The sequence below is a fragment of the Pseudomonas sp. 58 R 3 genome, assembly GCF_900006605.1.
Lineage (GTDB): Bacteria > Pseudomonadota > Gammaproteobacteria > Pseudomonadales > Pseudomonadaceae > Aquipseudomonas > Aquipseudomonas salomonii.
This window is the reverse complement of the sequence record NZ_CVTT01000050.1, coordinates 175367-190736: the sequence shown is the minus strand read 5'-3', so window position 1 is coordinate 190736 and position 15370 is coordinate 175367. Positions and strand designations below refer to the sequence as shown.

17 protein-coding genes are annotated in these 15370 nt (G+C 61.4%); 3 read left to right on the top strand and 14 right to left on the bottom strand.

Features of this window, described 5'->3' with window-relative positions; genetic code table 11:
• Positions 1-49: 49 nt before the first annotated feature.
• Both recR and BFP92_RS13470 read left to right on the top strand, forming a co-directional pair.
• A complete protein-coding gene (gene recR, locus BFP92_RS13475; RefSeq protein WP_017134798.1) occupies positions 50-652 on the top strand; it encodes a recombination mediator RecR in 603 nt (200 codons plus the stop codon).
• Positions 653-842: 190 nt separating this feature from the next.
• Positions 843-1991 carry an acyl-CoA dehydrogenase family protein gene (locus BFP92_RS13470; protein WP_065929851.1) on the top strand — a complete coding sequence of 383 codons (1149 nt, stop codon included), beginning with the start codon at positions 843-845 and terminating at the stop codon, positions 1989-1991.
• Between the two features lie 110 nt (positions 1992-2101).
• On the opposite strand, the gene BFP92_RS13465 is transcribed toward BFP92_RS13470, so the two are convergent.
• Both BFP92_RS13465 and fnr read right to left on the bottom strand, forming a co-directional pair.
• Complete coding sequence (locus BFP92_RS13465; RefSeq protein WP_065929850.1) at positions 2102-2650, bottom strand: adenine phosphoribosyltransferase; 549 nt, start codon at positions 2648-2650, stop codon at positions 2102-2104.
• 81 nt (positions 2651-2731) lie between these two features.
• Positions 2732-3466 (bottom strand): fumarate/nitrate reduction transcriptional regulator Fnr, encoded by a 735-nt coding sequence (gene fnr, locus BFP92_RS13460; RefSeq protein WP_056861531.1) that lies wholly within the window; start codon positions 3464-3466, stop codon positions 2732-2734.
• 153 nt (positions 3467-3619) lie between these two features.
• Between fnr and BFP92_RS13455 the strand changes: the two genes are divergently transcribed.
• Positions 3620-4105, top strand: a complete 486-nt coding sequence (locus BFP92_RS13455; protein ID WP_065929849.1) for a hypothetical protein — start codon at positions 3620-3622, stop codon at positions 4103-4105.
• A gap of 6 nt (positions 4106-4111) precedes the next feature.
• Here BFP92_RS13455 and hemN read toward each other — a convergent pair whose 3' ends face one another.
• The 12 genes from hemN to ccoN all read right to left on the bottom strand — a co-directional run bounded on the left by hemN (position 4112) and on the right by ccoN (position 15237).
• Positions 4112-5494 (bottom strand): oxygen-independent coproporphyrinogen III oxidase, encoded by a 1383-nt coding sequence (gene hemN, locus BFP92_RS13450; protein WP_065929848.1) that lies wholly within the window; start codon positions 5492-5494, stop codon positions 4112-4114.
• 103 nt (positions 5495-5597) lie between these two features.
• The gene (locus tag BFP92_RS13445; RefSeq protein ID WP_065929847.1) at positions 5598-6281 is read right to left on the bottom strand and encodes a sulfite exporter TauE/SafE family protein; all 684 of its coding nucleotides are present in this window, start codon (positions 6279-6281) and stop codon (positions 5598-5600) included.
• Positions 6274-6486: a cbb3-type cytochrome oxidase assembly protein CcoS gene (gene ccoS, locus BFP92_RS13440; protein WP_065929846.1), complete on the bottom strand. Its 213-nt coding sequence runs from the start codon at positions 6484-6486 to the stop codon at positions 6274-6276. The genes BFP92_RS13445 and ccoS overlap by 8 nt, the downstream gene beginning before the upstream one ends.
• 22 nt (positions 6487-6508) lie before the next feature.
• Positions 6509-8959: a heavy metal translocating P-type ATPase gene (locus tag BFP92_RS13435; RefSeq protein ID WP_065929845.1), complete on the bottom strand. Its 2451-nt coding sequence runs from the start codon at positions 8957-8959 to the stop codon at positions 6509-6511.
• A gap of 48 nt (positions 8960-9007) precedes the next feature.
• On the bottom strand, positions 9008-9547 hold the full coding sequence (locus BFP92_RS13430) for a FixH family protein (protein ID WP_056861526.1): 540 nt from the start codon (positions 9545-9547) through the stop codon (positions 9008-9010).
• 18 nt (positions 9548-9565) lie between these two features.
• Positions 9566-10981 carry a cytochrome c oxidase accessory protein CcoG gene (ccoG, locus tag BFP92_RS13425; RefSeq protein WP_065929844.1) on the bottom strand — a complete coding sequence of 472 codons (1416 nt, stop codon included), beginning with the start codon at positions 10979-10981 and terminating at the stop codon, positions 9566-9568.
• Positions 10982-11188: 207 nt separating this feature from the next.
• Entirely contained in the window at positions 11189-11599 is a 411-nt protein-coding gene (locus BFP92_RS13420) for a type II toxin-antitoxin system VapC family toxin (protein WP_065929843.1), read from the bottom strand.
• Entirely contained in the window at positions 11599-11853 is a 255-nt protein-coding gene (locus tag BFP92_RS13415; protein WP_017134811.1) for a type II toxin-antitoxin system Phd/YefM family antitoxin, read from the bottom strand. Before BFP92_RS13415 ends, BFP92_RS13420 begins: the two co-directional genes overlap by 1 nt.
• A gap of 168 nt (positions 11854-12021) precedes the next feature.
• Positions 12022-12999: a cytochrome-c oxidase, cbb3-type subunit III gene (gene ccoP, locus BFP92_RS13410; RefSeq protein ID WP_065929842.1), complete on the bottom strand. Its 978-nt coding sequence runs from the start codon at positions 12997-12999 to the stop codon at positions 12022-12024.
• Positions 12996-13181 carry a CcoQ/FixQ family Cbb3-type cytochrome c oxidase assembly chaperone gene (locus BFP92_RS13405; RefSeq protein WP_005790274.1) on the bottom strand — a complete coding sequence of 62 codons (186 nt, stop codon included), beginning with the start codon at positions 13179-13181 and terminating at the stop codon, positions 12996-12998. The genes ccoP and BFP92_RS13405 overlap by 4 nt, the downstream gene beginning before the upstream one ends.
• 5 nt (positions 13182-13186) lie before the next feature.
• Entirely contained in the window at positions 13187-13795 is a 609-nt protein-coding gene (gene ccoO, locus BFP92_RS13400; RefSeq protein ID WP_056861521.1) for a cytochrome-c oxidase, cbb3-type subunit II, read from the bottom strand.
• Positions 13795-15237: a cytochrome-c oxidase, cbb3-type subunit I gene (gene ccoN / locus BFP92_RS13395; RefSeq protein ID WP_056861520.1), complete on the bottom strand. Its 1443-nt coding sequence runs from the start codon at positions 15235-15237 to the stop codon at positions 13795-13797. Before ccoN ends, ccoO begins: the two co-directional genes overlap by 1 nt.
• Positions 15238-15370 lie beyond the last annotated feature (133 nt).

Below are 15370 nucleotides of genomic sequence, written 5' to 3'. Positions count from 1 at the left end.
GAGGCGCGGGTATAAACCGCGTCTCGTTGTTTTGTCGGACCCTTCGCCCATGAGCTTCAGCCCCCTGATTCGCCAACTGATCGACGCCTTGCGCACTTTGCCGGGCGTGGGCCAGAAAACCGCCCAGCGTATGGCGCTGCAACTGCTGGAGCGTGATCGCAGCGGCGGCACGCGGTTGGCCCAGGCCTTGAGCCAGGCCATGACCGGCGTGGGCCACTGCCGCCAGTGCCGCACCCTGACCGAAGAAGACCTGTGTCCGCAATGCGCCGACCCGCGCCGCGACGACACGCTGCTGTGTGTAGTGGAAGGGCCGATGGACGTGTATGCCGTCGAGCAGACGGGCTATCGCGGGCGCTACTTCGTGCTCAAGGGGCATCTTTCGCCGCTGGACGGCCTGGGGCCGGAAGCCATCGGCATCCCGCAACTGGTGACGCGCATTGAAGAGCAGGGCACCTTTACCGAGGTGATCCTGGCGACCAACCCGACGGTGGAAGGCGAGGCGACCGCGCATTACATCGCCCAACTGCTGACCAACAAAGGCTTGATCACCTCGCGTATCGCCCATGGCGTGCCGTTGGGTGGCGAGCTGGAATTGGTGGATGGCGGCACGTTGGCGCACTCGTTTGCCGGTCGCAAGCCGATCGCGCTTTAAATAACCACACTGTTCAAAAATGTGGGAGCGGGCTTGCTCGCGAATGCGGTGGGTCAGTTAATAAATCTGTGACTGACACTCCGCATTCGCGAGCAAGCCCGCTCCCACAGTGGTTTTGTGTTGCTACGGATATCTTGATAGCCAAGCAAGCGCTTGGTAAGTTCTCTCCACCTCACCGTGGAGCTTGCCGATGTCTGCCTATCAGGACTACTTCGACCCCAGCCACCAATTGGTCCGCGACAGCGTGCGCCGTTTTGTCGAGCGCGAGATGTTGCCGGGCATCGAGCAATGGGAGGAGGCGGAGAGCTTCCCTCGCGAGCTGTACCTCAAGGCGGGCGCGGCGGGGATTCTGGGCATCGGCTACCCCGAAAGCCTGGGCGGCAGCCACGAAGGCGACCTGTTCGCCAAGGTCGCCGCCAGCGAAGAGTTGATGCGTTGCGGTTCGGGTGGCGTGGCCGCGGGTCTGGGTTCGCTGGATATCGGCCTGCCGCCTGTCGTCAAATGGGCTCGGCCGCAGCTACGTGAGCGGGTTGCGCCTCACGTGCTGGCCGGTGAAAAGATCATCGCCCTGGCCGTCACCGAACCCGGTGGCGGCTCCGATGTGGCCAACCTGCAAACCCGCGCTGTTCGAGATGGCGATTTTTATCGCGTCAGCGGCAGCAAAACCTTTATCACCAGCGGCATCCGCGCCGACTTTTACACCGTTGCCGTACGCACCGGCGGGCCGGGCTTCGGCGGCATCAGCCTGTTGCTGATCGAAAAACACACGCCAGGGTTCACCGTCGGCCAACCGTTGAAGAAAATGGGCTGGTGGGCGTCGGACACGGCTGAGCTGTTCTTCGACGATTGCCGAGTACCTGTGGGCAACTTGATCGGCGTCGAGAACATGGGCTTTGCCTGCATCATGGGCAACTTTCAGAGCGAACGCCTGGCGCTGGCGCTGATGGCAAACATGACCGCGCAGTTGGCCCTGGAAGAAAGCCTCAAGTGGGCGAGCCAGCGCGAAGCCTTCGGCAAACCCATCGGAAAATTCCAGGTGCTCAAGCATCGGCTGGCGGAAATGGCCACGGCAGTGGAAGTCTCCCGCGAGTTCACCTATCGCCAGGCGGCGAAAATGGCGGCCGGCAAGAGTGTGGTCAAGGAGATTTCCATGGCCAAGAACCTGGCCACTGATACGGCGGATCGGGTGACCTATGACGCGGTGCAGATATTGGGTGGGCAGGGCTATATGCGTGGCAGCCTGGTGGAGCGGTTGTATCGGGATAACCGCATTCTGTCGATTGGCGGGGGCACGCGTGAGGTGATGAACGAGATCATCAGCAAGCAGATGGGGTTGTGATGTGGGGTGTCCTTGAGGGCCTCTTCGCGAGCAAGCCCGCTCCCACACTTGGAATGCATTTCAAAATGTGGGAGCGGGCTTGCCCGCGATGAGGCCAGTCCAGGCAGCGATTAAACTTCGGTCAACCCAAACTGCGTCAGGCAAAACGTCGCAATGCCCATATCCTGCAGGCGTTGCGAGCCACCCAGCTCCGGCAGGTCAATGATCGCCGCCGCTTCGAAGATTTTCGCGCCCATACGCCGCACCAGGTTTGCCGCGGCAATCAAGGTGCCGCCGGTAGCGATCAGGTCATCGAACATCAGCACCGAGTCGCCGTCGCACAGGCTGTCGGCGTGCACTTCGAGCAAGGCCTCGCCGTATTCGGTCTGGTAACCCTCGGCCAGCACGTCAGCCGGCAGCTTGCCCTGTTTGCGGAACAGGATCAGCGGTTTGTTCAACTGGTAGGCGATGATCGAGCCGATCAGGAAGCCACGGGCATCCATCGCGCCGATGTGGGTAAAGTCGGCCTCGACGTAACGCTGGGCAAAGCTGTCGGCCACCAGGCGCAGGGCGCGGGGCGATTGGAACAGCGGGGTAATGTCACGAAAGATCACCCCAGGCTTGGGGAAGTCGATGACGGGGCGGATCAGGGATTTGATGTCGAACGAATCGAAGGTCATCGTCGAAGAGTCCTGGGAGCGGAAAACGGACTCGAAGTATACCTGCGGCCTTGCCGATTGGCGCGGCCGCAAGCGTGCGCTTCAGACTTCCAGCGAGCCCCCGGCCAGCGCGCAGAGCTGGATCGGGTCGAGGATATGCACTTCCTTGCCTTCGGCGGCAATCAGCTCGTTTTGCTGGAAACGGGTAAACACGCGGGACACGGTTTCCACCGCCAGGCCCAGGTAATTGCCGATTTCATTGCGCGACATGCTCAGACGGAACTGGTTGGCCGAGAAGCCACGGGCACGGAAGCGCGCCGACAGGTTGACCAAAAACGTGGCGATGCGCTCGTCGGCGGTTTTTTTCGACAGCAGCAACATCATCTGTTGGTCGTCACGGATCTCGCGGCTCATCACCCGCATCAACTGGCGGCGCAGTTGCGGCAGCTGCAGGGCCAATTCATCCAGGCGCTCGAAAGGGATTTCGCACACCGAGGTCGTCTCCAGGGCCTGGGCCGACACCGGGTGAATCTCGGTGTCCATGCCAGACAACCCGACCAGCTCGCTGGGCAGGTGGAAGCCGGTGATCTGCTCCTCGCCGCCGTCGCTCAGGCTGAAGGTCTTCAGCGCGCCCGAACGTACTGCGTAGACAGAATCGAATTTGTCACCCTGGCGAAACAGAAACTCGCCTTTTTTCAACGGGCGACCGCGTTTAACGATTTCGTCCAGCGCTTCCATGTCTTCCAAATTCAACGAAAGTGGCAGGCAGAGGGGGGCCAGGCTGCAATCCTTGCAGTGAGCCTGGCTGTGAGCGCGCAGTTTAACTGGCTCGGACATTTCTTAAATCCTTGTGGGAAAACACACATAAGACGTAAGGGTAACGCACCGAGGGTGGCTGAGGCCAGCGTGTACAAAAAAGCAGCAACGGTATAAAGCTCTTTGTATCGGTGCCGATACACAGGTGTCTCTCTATGAGCTGGAGCTCAGATCATGTCAGTCAGCACTGTCTCAAATCCATCGATCAACGTTGCAGCGGTATCGGTCTGGAAGGCCGCCGATGCGGCCAAGGATAAAGACGCCGCGCCCAAGGCCGCCACCGAGGACAAACCCGCTGAACCTAATGCGGCTGAAGGTGTGAAGGTGGTCATTTCCGGCGCGGGGATGGGCATGGCTTCGGCTGAGAAATCCTCCAATAGCGATATTGACGAGAGCAGCCTGAGTGATAGTGCCAAGACCCTGCTCAAAATGATCCGCGAGCTGAAAAAGCAACTGGCCGAGAAGATGGCCGAACTGTCTGCGGCCATGGCGGACACCTCCCTGACGCCAGAGGCGCAGCGCGCCCGTGTCGCCAACATACAGGGCGATGTGGCGATGTTGCAGGCAGCTCTGGTGACGGCCCAGACGCAACTGGGCAAGGTCTTGAAGTCGGAACCGCCTCAGGCTCAGATGGAAGCCATGAGCCTGATGGCGAAATAAAGCCCTTTAGATCACCCGCGAGAATCGTTGCCTGTTCTGGTGCTCCAGGTAGGCATCGAACACCATGCACACCGAGCGCACCAGCAAGCGCCCGGCCGGTAACACGCGAATGCCGTGGGCATCCAGTTCGATCAGGCCATCGGCGGCCATTGTCTCCAACTGTGGCCATAGTTCGTCGAAATAGCCGCGAAAATCGATGTTGAAAGCCTGTTCGATCCGCTCGAATGCCAGGCTGAAATTGCAGATCAACTGCTGAATCACTTCCCGGCGCAAACGATCATCTGTGGTGCAGACCAGGCCACGGCTGGTGGCCAGTTGCGCCCCGGCCAGGGCGTTCTGGTAGTGATTGAGGTCACTGCTGTTCTGGCAATACAGGTCGCCGATCTGGCTGATCGCTGAAACCCCCAGCCCAATCAAATCGCAATGCCCGTGGGTGGTGTAGCCCTGGAAGTTACGCTGCAGCGTGCCTTCTTCCTGGGCCACGGCCAGTTCGTCATCCGGCAGGGCAAAGTGGTCCATGCCGATGTAGCGGTAGCCGGCACGGGTCAACTGTTCGATGGTGGTTTGCAGCATCAGCAGTTTTTCGGATGGGGAGGGCAGGTCGTCGGTGTTGATGCGCCGCTGCGGCATAAAGCGCTCGGGCAGGTGCGCGTAGTTGAATACCGACAGGCGATCCGGTTGCAGGTTAATCACTTCTTCGACGGTGCGCGCAAAATTCAGCGGCGTTTGCTTAGGCAGGCCGTAGATCAGGTCGATATTGATCGAGCGAAATTGCAAGGTGCGCGCCGCATCGATGACTGCACGGGTTTCTTCCAGGCTTTGCAGGCGGTTGACCGCACGCTGCACCTCGGGGTCCAGATCCTGCAGGCCGATGCTTACGCGATTGAAGCCCAGTTCGCGCAGCAACCCCATGGTCGCCCAGTCGGCTTCACGTGGGTCGATCTCGATGCCATAGTCACCGGAATCATCATCGAGCAAGTTGAAGTGCTGACGCAGGCGCGTCATCACCTGGCGCAGTTCGTCGTGGCTGAGAAAGGTTGGGGTACCGCCGCCGAAGTGCAGTTGCTCCACGGGCTGTTTCGGGTCGAGGTGGCAGGCCACCAGCTGGATTTCCTGCTCCAGGCGTTGCAGGTAGGCCTGGGCACGGCCACGGTCCTTGGTGATGACCTTGTTGCAGGCGCAGTAGTAGCAGATGTTTGCGCAAAACGGCACATGCACATACAGCGACAAGGGCCGCACGGCCTTGCGGCTGTCACGCAGGGCGTGGAGCAGGTCGAAGGTGCCGACCTGGCTGTCGAATTGTACGGCGGTGGGGTAGGAGGTGTAGCGCGGCCCCGCCAAGTCGTAGCGGTGAATCAGATCTGTGTCCCAACGAATGGCGTCGAGCATGCGGGCGGTCCCCCGGATTGGCTAGTGGGCCGAGTCTAGGGGCGCGCCGCAGGTGCCATCTTGATTTGCATCAACGGGGAGCGGCGCTATGCCACATGGCGATTTAATGGCCCATTAGCCAGTGTTGATGCGGGCCTGGCAGCGTCCATACCCCAAACACAATCACCAGCACGCCACCGGCCACACGCACGCTGCGTTTGCGCAGCAGCGCCGTGACGCGTTCTGCCGCCAAGCCAGTGGCCAGCAATACGGGCCAAGTTCCAAGCCCGAAGGCCAGCATCAGCAAAGCACTGTCCAGCGCATTACCCTGGCTCGCCGCCCACAGCAGCGTGCTGTAGACCAAACCGCAAGGCAACCAGCCCCACAGCGCGCCCAGCAGCAGTGCGCGTGGCAGGCTGGACACCGGCAGCAAACGGTTGGCGAGCGGCTGTATAGAGCGCCACAGGCCGCGCCCCAGGCTTTCGATACGGGTGAGTCCGCTCCACCAGCCCGCCAGGTACAAGCCCATGCTGATCAGCAACAACCCGGCGAGCACGCGCATGAACATTGCCGCCGGGCTGTTGGCCACTGCCCAGCCGGCCAGGCCGATCAGTAACCCGGCGGCGGCGTAGCTGAGGATGCGCCCCAGGTTGTAGGCGAGCAGCAGGCGAAAACGGCGGCTGCGTTGTTCTTTGGGGATTGCCAGGGTCAGCGCGCCCATCAGCCCGCCGCACATGCCCAGGCAATGGCCGCCGCCCAAGAGCCCGAGGATCAAGGCCGAAACCAGCAGTGGCGCCAGCTCAAGCATGGGGCGGGTCTTTGGGCGGTTGTTCGGCCCGGTTGCCTTCGTCGACGCCCGCCAGGTGGTTCGGGTCCTGGTCGTCGAACAGCACGCTGTGGGCCGGGCCGTCGAGGTCGTCGTACTGACCGCTGTCCACCGCCCAGAAGAAAATGTAAATGGCCACGCCGACTAACAGCAGCGCCGCCGGAATCATCACGTAAAGAGCTGGCATCGGTACTCCAGGCCCACGCGGCTCAAGCCGGCAGCGGGCGGGTTACTAGGGTGGCGCTGTTCACTTGCGGGCTCGGCAGGCGAGTCAGGCGCAAGGCGTTGAGCACCACGGTCAACGAGCTGAGCGACATGCCGATCGCGGCCCAGATCGGCGTGATCCAGCCGAGGGCGGCAAACGGCAGCATAAGGCCATTGTACAACCCGGCCCACAGCAGGTTTTCGATGATTACCCGCCGTGTACGTCGCGCCAGGGTAAACGCCTGCACCAGCGCGTCAAGGCGGTTGGACAGCAGCACGGCATCGGCGCTGGTTTTTGCCAGGTCGGTGGCCGAGCCCATCGCCACGCTGATATCGGCGGCGGCGAGCACGGGCACATCGTTGACGCCGTCGCCGAGCATCAACACTTTGCGGCCTTGCTGGTGCAGCTGTTGCAGCACCTGCAGTTTGTCGTCGGGGCGCAAGCCGCCTTTGGCCTCGTCGATCCCCAGCTCCAGCGCCACACTGGCGACCATCGGCGAGCTGTCGCCCGACAGGAGCAGCGTGCGCCAGCCTCGCGCTTTGCACGCGGCCAGCAGGGCGGGCGCATCGCTGCGCAGGCGGTCATCGAGCACGAACCAGGCGAGGGCGCCTTCATGATCGCCCAGCAGCAACCATTGGCCTGCTTCGTCCGGCGAGGCGGGAATCGCGCAGCCGCTCAATTGGCAGACAAAACCCGGTTGGCCGATGCGCAATTGACGCTCGCCCACGCGACCTTCCAGGCCTAAGCCGGGAAAGCTCAGGACTTCCTCGGCAGCCAGCGGCGCACGCCCGAAGGCGCGGGCAATCGGGTGTTCGGAGCGGTTTTCCAGCGCGGCGGCAAGGCCCAGGCAGTCATCGCTGTTCAACGAGCTTAGAGGACGGATGGCACGCAGGACCAGGCGGCCTTCGGTGAGGGTGCCGGTTTTGTCGAAAATCACTGTGTCGATCTGGTTCAGGCCTTCCAGCACATGGCCGCGGGTCAGCAGCAACCCGAGTGTGTGCAGTGTGCCGGTGGCGGCGGTGAGCGCGGTCGGTGTGGCCAGGGACAACGCGCAGGGGCAGGTCGCCACGAGCATCGCCAGCACAATCCAGAACGCCCGTGATGCGTCCAGCTCCCACCACAGCAGGCCGATCAGCGCGGCCGCGATCAGCGAGCCCAACAGGAACCACTGCGCAGCGCGGTCGGCGATTTGCGCCAGGCGCGGTTTCTCGGCCTGGGCGCGTTCCAGCAGGCGCACGATGGCGGACAGGCGGGTGTCATGGCCCAAGGCGCGCACCTCGACGGTCAGCGCCCCTTCGACGTTGAGTGTGCCGGCGGTGACCGTATCGCCGACGTTGCGCGGCTGCGGCAGGTACTCGCCGGTGAGCAGGGACTCGTCAATGCTCGACTGGCCGTCGAGAATCACTCCATCGGCCGCCAGCACGGCACCTGGGTGCACCAGCACGCGGTCGCCCACGGCCAGTTCGCTGAGCAGGATGCGCTCGCTCTGACCGTCATCTTTAAGCCGTAGGCACGAAGCAGGCAGCAGGTTGACCAGCTGCGCGGTGGCGGCGGCGGTGCGTTCCCGCGCCCGGCGTTCCAGATAGCGCCCGGCGAGCAGGAATAGCGCGAACATGCCCACCGCGTCGAAGTACAACTCGCCAGTGCCGGTAATGGCGGTCCAAATGCCCGCCAGGTACGCCCCGCCAATCGCCAGGGACACCGACACATCCATGGTCAGATGGCGCGTGCGCAGGTCGCGCAGTGCACCTTTAAAGAACGGCGCACAGCTGTAGAACACGATGGGTGTGGTCAGAAACATCGCTACCCAGCGCAGGATCACGTGCAGCTCCGGGCTCAGGTCGATATTGAATTCCGGCCAGGTGGCCATGGTCGCCATCATCGCCTGGAACCACAGCAGCCCCGCCACGCCCAGTTGGCGCAAGGCTCGGCGGTTTTCGCTGGCCAATTGCTCGGCGGCGCGATCGGCCTGGTAAGGGTGGGCGGCATAGCCGATATGGCGCAGTTCGCTGAGCACCTGGCTCAGCGGCAATTGGCCGTCGGCCCAGCGCACGTGCAGGCGGTGGTTGGACAGGTTCAGTCGCGCCTCGGCCACCGCGGGCAGGCTGCGCAGGTGTTTCTCGATCAGCCAGCCGCAGGCGGCGCAGCTGATGCCTTCCATCAACAGGGTGGCTTCGGCCAGATCGCCCTCGTGACGCACAAAGGGTTTTTGCACGTCGGCGCGGTCGTACAGCGCCAGTTCGTCGACCAGTTGCACCGGCAGCGCCTCGGGGTTGGCCGAGGCTTCGCTGCGGTGTTGGTAATAGCTTTGCAACCCGCCGGCCACAATCGCTTCGGCCACCGCCTGGCAGCCTGGGCAGCACAGTTCGCGGCGCGCGCCGAGGATGTCGGCGGTGAACCGGCTGCCGGGCGGGACGGGCAGGGCGCAGTGGTAGCAGGGGGTTGGGCTGGTCATGGTTCAATTCCACAGATCGTTCCCACGCTCTGCGTGGGAACGATCAAGCTACTTTTTCAGGTCTTCGGCACCCTGCAACGGCTCATCGCCCAACAGCAAGTCCTTGTCGTGGCTGACCTCTTCTTCTTCGAACAGGCGCCAGGTCTTGTCGCCTTCCACGCCGAGCAGTTCCACAAAGCGCCGACCCTCTACCTTGTCGGTGACCTGGCCGATGTAGCGGCCGGGCTCGCTGTCGCTGCGGGTCAGGTTGATCTTGCGATCCTTTTCCGGCTGGGTCGGGGAAATCAGGTTCAGCTCTAGGGTATTGGGGTTGCTGTAGCCGGTCAGTTGCAGCTCGACTTCACCGGTGAGTTCGTCCAGGTGCAGCTTGCCGCGCAATTGCAGGGTCTGGGCCAGTCGCTCACGGTCCAGGGAGCGGTTGATGCCTTTGCCGGCCTCGTAGTAATTGTCGTTGACCAGGTTGTCCGGGTTCTTCACCGCAATGGTCACCATGGACAAGGTCAAGGTCACCGAGCAGGCCAGGATTCCGATGATGATCCAGGGCCAGAGGTGCTTGTACCAAGGGCTTGCGGCAGTAGCTGCGGGCATTGTTGTGCTCTCTTTTAATTAGCGGACTTGTGGGCCGATGAATCGGCTCTTGGCTTCAATGTGGACGCTGTCGTCATCGGCATCCTTGAGGATGAATTTCACCTCGTTGGTGCTCGACGGCAGTTGCTCAGGGGCGCTGGACAGCTCTACCGGCATGCTGAAAATTTCCCCGGCGGCGACCTTGATCTCGCGGCGGCCTTGCAGCTTGAGGTCAGGCAGGCCCGAGGCGTCGAGCACGTAGGTGTGATCGCGCTGGTCCTTGTTCATGATCTTCAGGCTGTAGACGTTTTCGATGCGGCCTTCGGCGTTTTCGCGGTACAGCACGCGGTCCTTGCTGACGTCGAAGCCCACCAGCGAGCGCATGAAAAATGCACCGGCCAACAGGCCGATCATCGCCAGCAACACCAAGGCATAACCGATCAGGCGCGGGCGCAGCTTATGGGTTTTCTGCCCGGACAGGTTGTGCTCGGTGGTGTAGCTGATCAGGCCGCGTGGGTAGTCCATTTTGTCCATGATGTTGTCGCAGGCATCGATACAGGCGGCGCAACCGATGCACTCGATTTGCAGGCCGTCGCGAATGTCGATGCCGGTGGGGCACACCTGCACGCACATCGTGCAGTCGATGCAATCGCCCAGGCCCTGGGCTTTGTAGTCGACCCCTTTTTTACGTGGGCCACGTACTTCGCCACGGCGCGGGTCGTAGGACACGATCAGGGTGTCTTTGTCGAACATCACACTCTGGAAGCGCGCGTACGGGCACATGTAGATGCACACCTGTTCGCGCAACCAGCCGGCGTTTCCGTAGGTGGCCAGGGTGAAGAAACCGACCCAGAAATACGACCAGCCATCGGCCTGGCCGGTGAAGAAGTCGAACACCAGTTCGCGAATGGGCGAGAAGTAGCCGACGAAGGTCATGCCGGTGGCGAAGCCGATCAACAGCCACAGCGTGTGCTTGCTGAACTTGCGCAGGAATTTGCTGGCGCCCATCGGCGCTTTGTCGAGCTTGATGCGCTGGTTGCGGTCGCCTTCGGTGACCTTTTCGCACCACATGAAGATCCACGTCCACACACTTTGCGGGCAGGTATAACCGCACCACACGCGCCCGGCGTACACGGTGATAAAGAACAGGCCGAACGCGGCAACGATCAGGATGCCTGACAGCAGGATGAAATCCTGAGGCCAGAAGGTCGCGCCGAAAATGAAGAATTTGCGTTCCGGCAGGTTCCACCACACGGCCTGGTGGCCACCCCAGTTCAGCCACACGGTGCCGAAGTAGAGCAGGAACAAACCGGCGCCACCGAGCATACGCAAGTTGCGGAACAGGCCGGTGAAGGCGCGGGTGTAGATTTTCTCGCGCGAGGCGTAGAGGTCGACAGTGCTGCTGGCGTTTTTGGCAGGCGGGGTAACGTCATGTACCGGTATCTGGTTGCTCATCATTGCATCCCACGGCGGTGGAGATTTGCCTCGGCCAGTACGTGCCAACCGGGGTCAAAAATAGGCTGTTGCAGTGGCGTAATGATACGCCTGCGATGCTGCTCAACGGGTGCGACCTTTGGTCGCGTTGGGGGAAATCAATTGATGGTATATGTGATCTGGATCAATTGACTTGGCAAGTATGGACGTTTTTTGCCGGTAGGCAGGTCATTCGTCCCATGGGTTAAGCAATGGAACCCCGCTGGACATGAAGTCACTGACGTTGCGCGTCACCACGGTGAGCCCGTGCACCAGAGCCGTTGCGGCAATCAACGCGTCACTCTCGTTGGCCTGGTCCGGCACATGCAGATGGGCGCAACGCAGCGCAACGGCGGCATCAACCGGCAATATTCTGGCATCGAACGCCGGCATCACATGGCGTTTGAGCCATGTCCGTAACACTTTCCCCTGAACCGGGTCTCGGCGTTCCATGCGCAGTACACCGGTTTCCAATTCCTTCAGCGTAATGGCCGAGATGAACATGCGCGCAGCAATAACACTTTTTGCCCAAGCCACTACTCTGGCGTCGGCGTGGGGTTTACGCAGTTCGGAGATAACATTGGTGTCGAGTAGATACATCAAGAGAGGTCCACGGGTCGGTGAGTGATCACGGCACGTTCGGTTTCGAAGTCGATTTCGGCCGCTTCCGGCATCACCAACAGGTCAACGATGTCGACATTCAGACCTGTCAGTTTCTGGTAGTCCTCAATGCTTAGCAGTACATGGGCAGGCTTGCCGCGATCGGTGATAAAAACCGGGCCTTTACTGGCGGCTTTTTTGGCACCACTTGTGTCTTGATTGAATTCACGGCTGGAAATGGTAGTGATGGTCATGGGGCATTCCCTTCGGCAAATTTAATGTAGTAACGTTACTACTTTGCATTGGCGCGCAGCAAGTGCGAGGTGCCGAATGGTCATGCGCTGCAATCGCCTCAGCCCGGCGGGAAACCAGCCCGGCAGAAAAAAAGCCCCGCACTGCGGGGCTTTTTCGTTGCCGGGAGCTTACTGCTCCTCAGCCTGCTTATCCCCATGGGACAGGCTGTAAACATACGCCGCCAGCAAATGCACCTTGTCATTGCCTTGCAGCAATTCCTGCGCTGGCATCTGGCCTTGACGGCCATAACGAATGGTCTGCTGCAATTGCGCGAAGCTCGAACCGTAGATGAATGCACCCGGGTGGGTCAGGTCCGGCGCGCCCATTGCTGGCGTGCCTTTACCGGCCGGGCCGTGGCAGGCCACGCAGTTGGCGGCGAAGAGTTTCGCGCCGTTGGCCACGTCGGCCTTGGCGCCTTCCGGCAGTTTGCGGCCATCGAGGTTGGTCACCACAAAGCCCGCCACGTCGGCCACGCCTTGCTCGCCAATGACCTCGGCCCAGGCCGGCATCACCGCGTGGCGGCCTTTCATGATGGTTTCCTTGATGGTGGCCGGCTCGCCGCCCCAGCGCCAATCGGCGTCGGTCAGGTTGGGAAAGCCGTAGGCGCCCTTGGCGTCGGAGCCGTGGCACACCGAGCAGTTGGAGGCGAACAAACGGCCGCCCATCTTCAAGGCTTGCGGGTCTTTGGCGACTTCTTCAATCGGCATCGCGGCGAATTTGGCGAAGATCGGGCCGAACTTGGCGTCCGACCTGGCCATCTCCTTTTCCCATTCGTGCACGCCGGTCCAGCCGGTCTGGCCGTTGGCGAAGGGGGTTTGCTTGTCATTGTCGAGGTAGTTGTAGCCCGGCAGCAGGCCTTTCCAGTTGCCCAGGCCGGGGTACAGCGCCAGGTAGCCAAGGGCAAAGATGATGGTGCCGACAAACAGCATGAACCACCATTTTGGCAGCGGGTTGTCGTACTCCTCGATGCCGTCGAACGAGTGGCCGACGGTCTCGTCCGTCTGCTCGGTGCGCTGGCCCTTGCGGGTCGACAGCAGCAGCCAGGTCAGGGCGAAAATGGTACCCAGACTGAGGACTGTGACGTACAGACTCCAGAACGTAGTCATTCTTTGTTACTCCTAGAAGCTTGCTCGACGTGCTTGATGGCCTCGGGATCATCTGCAAAGGGCAGCATGGTCGCGTCGTCAAACTCCGACTTGCGGCGCGGGCTGAACACCCACAGCGCCAGGCCGACAAAGGCCACCATCACCACAACGGTGCCCAGGCCACGAATCATCCCGATATCCATGAAGATCACCGTTTGCTTTTGATGATGGTGCCAAGGCCTTGCAGGTAGGCCACCAATGCGTCCATTTCGGTCTTGCCCTTCACGGCAGCGGCGGCACCGGCGATGTCTTCATCGGTGTAGGGCACGCCCAGGGTGCGCAGGACTTCGAGCTTCTTGGCGGTGTCCTTGCCGTCGAGCTTGTTTTCCACCAGGAAGGGGTACGCCGGCATTTTCGACTCAGGCACCACGTTGCGCGGGTTGTACAAGTGCGCGCGCTGCCAGTCATCGGAGTAACGCCCGCCGACACGGGCCAGGTCCGGGCCGGTACGTTTGGAGCCCCACAGGAACGGGTGGTCCCACACGCTTTCACCGGCTACCGAGTAGTGGCCGTAGCGTTCGGTTTCGGCACGGAACGGGCGGATCATCTGCGAGTGGCAGCCTACGCAGCCGTTGGCGATGTAGACGTCGCGGCCTTCGACTTCAAGGGCGGTGCGCGGCTTCATGCCTTCGACCGGCTTGTTGGTCACGTCCTGGAAAAACAGCGGAACGATCTGGGTCAGGCCGCCGATACTCACGGCGATGACCATGAAGAAGGCCAGCAGGCCGATATTCTTCTCGACTACTTCATGCTTCATCAGTGAGCTCCCACAACGGCGATCTTGGCGGCGGCTTCGGCTTCTACCGGGTCGGCGGCACGCACGGTGCGCCAGACGTTGTAGGCCATCAGGAACATGCCGGAGGCAAAGAATGCACCGCCCAGGGCGCGCACGATGTAACCCGGATGGCTGGCTTGCAGCGCTTCGACGAAGGAGTAGGTGAGGGTGCCGTCATCGTTGATGGCACGCCACATCAGGCCCTGGGTGATGCCGTTGACCCACATCGAGGCGATGTAGAGCACAGTACCGATGGTCGCCAGCCAGAAGTGCGCGTTGATCAGGCCAACGCTGTGCATCTGTGGGCGGCCGAACAGTTTGGGGATCATGTGGTACAGCGCGCCGATGGAAATCATCGCTACCCAGCCGAGGGCACCGGCGTGTACGTGGCCGATGGTCCAGTCGGTGTAGTGGGACAGCGAGTTGACCGTCTTGATGGCCATCATCGGGCCTTCGAAGGTCGACATGCCGTAGAACGCCAGCGATACCACCAGAAAGCGCAGGATCGGGTCGGTGCGCAATTTATGCCAGGCGCCCGACAGCGTCATCATGCCGTTGATCATGCCGCCCCAACTTGGCGCCAGCAGGATGATCGACATGGCCATGCCCAACGATTGCGCCCAGTCCGGCAGTGCGGTGTAGTGCAGGTGGTGAGGACCGGCCCAGATGTACAGGGTGATCAGCGCCCAGAAGTGCACGATGGACAGGCGATACGAGTAGATCGGGCGTTCGGCCTGCTTGGGCACGAAGTAGTACATCATCCCCAGGAAACCGGTGGTGAGGAAGAACCCCACGGCGTTGTGGCCGTACCACCACTGGATCATTGCGTCGGTTGCCCCGGCATAGGCCGAGTAGGACTTGAACCAGCTCACCGGCAAGGAGGCGTGGTTGACGATGTGCAGCATCGCCGTCACCAGGATGAAGGCACCGTAGAACCAGTTGCCCACATAGATGTGCTTGGTCTTGCGCTTGACGATGGTGCCGAAGAACACCACGGCGTAGGTCACCCAGACGATGGCGAGCAAAATCGCGATCGGCCATTCCAGCTCGGCGTATTCCTTGGTGGTGGTGTAGCCCAGCGGCAGGGTGATGATGGCGCCGAGGATCACGGCTTGCCAGCCCCAGAAGGTGAAGGCGGCGAGGCCATCGGAGATCAGTCGCGTCTGGCAGGTTCGCTGCACGACATAGTAGGAAGTGGCAAATAACGCACAACCACCGAAGGCGAAAATCACCAGGTTGGTGTGCAGCGGGCGCAGGCGGCCGAAGGTCGTCCATGGCAAACCGAAATTCAATTCCGGCCACACCAGTTGCGAGGCGATAAACACCCCGAGCCCCATGCCAAGGATCCCCCAGACCACCGTCATGATGGCGAACTGGCGGACGACCTTATAGTTATAAGCAGTCGGACTGATTGCTGTGCTCATTCTAAGGTTCCACGGTTTAGGTTTTTTTATAGGTAAAATCGGCCGCAAGTATGTAGAAAGCGAGGGGCCATTGCAACGCAATGACTGACCTGTATCAATGCGTTCCGAGCCAGATTCTGCGCCCTTTCCATGT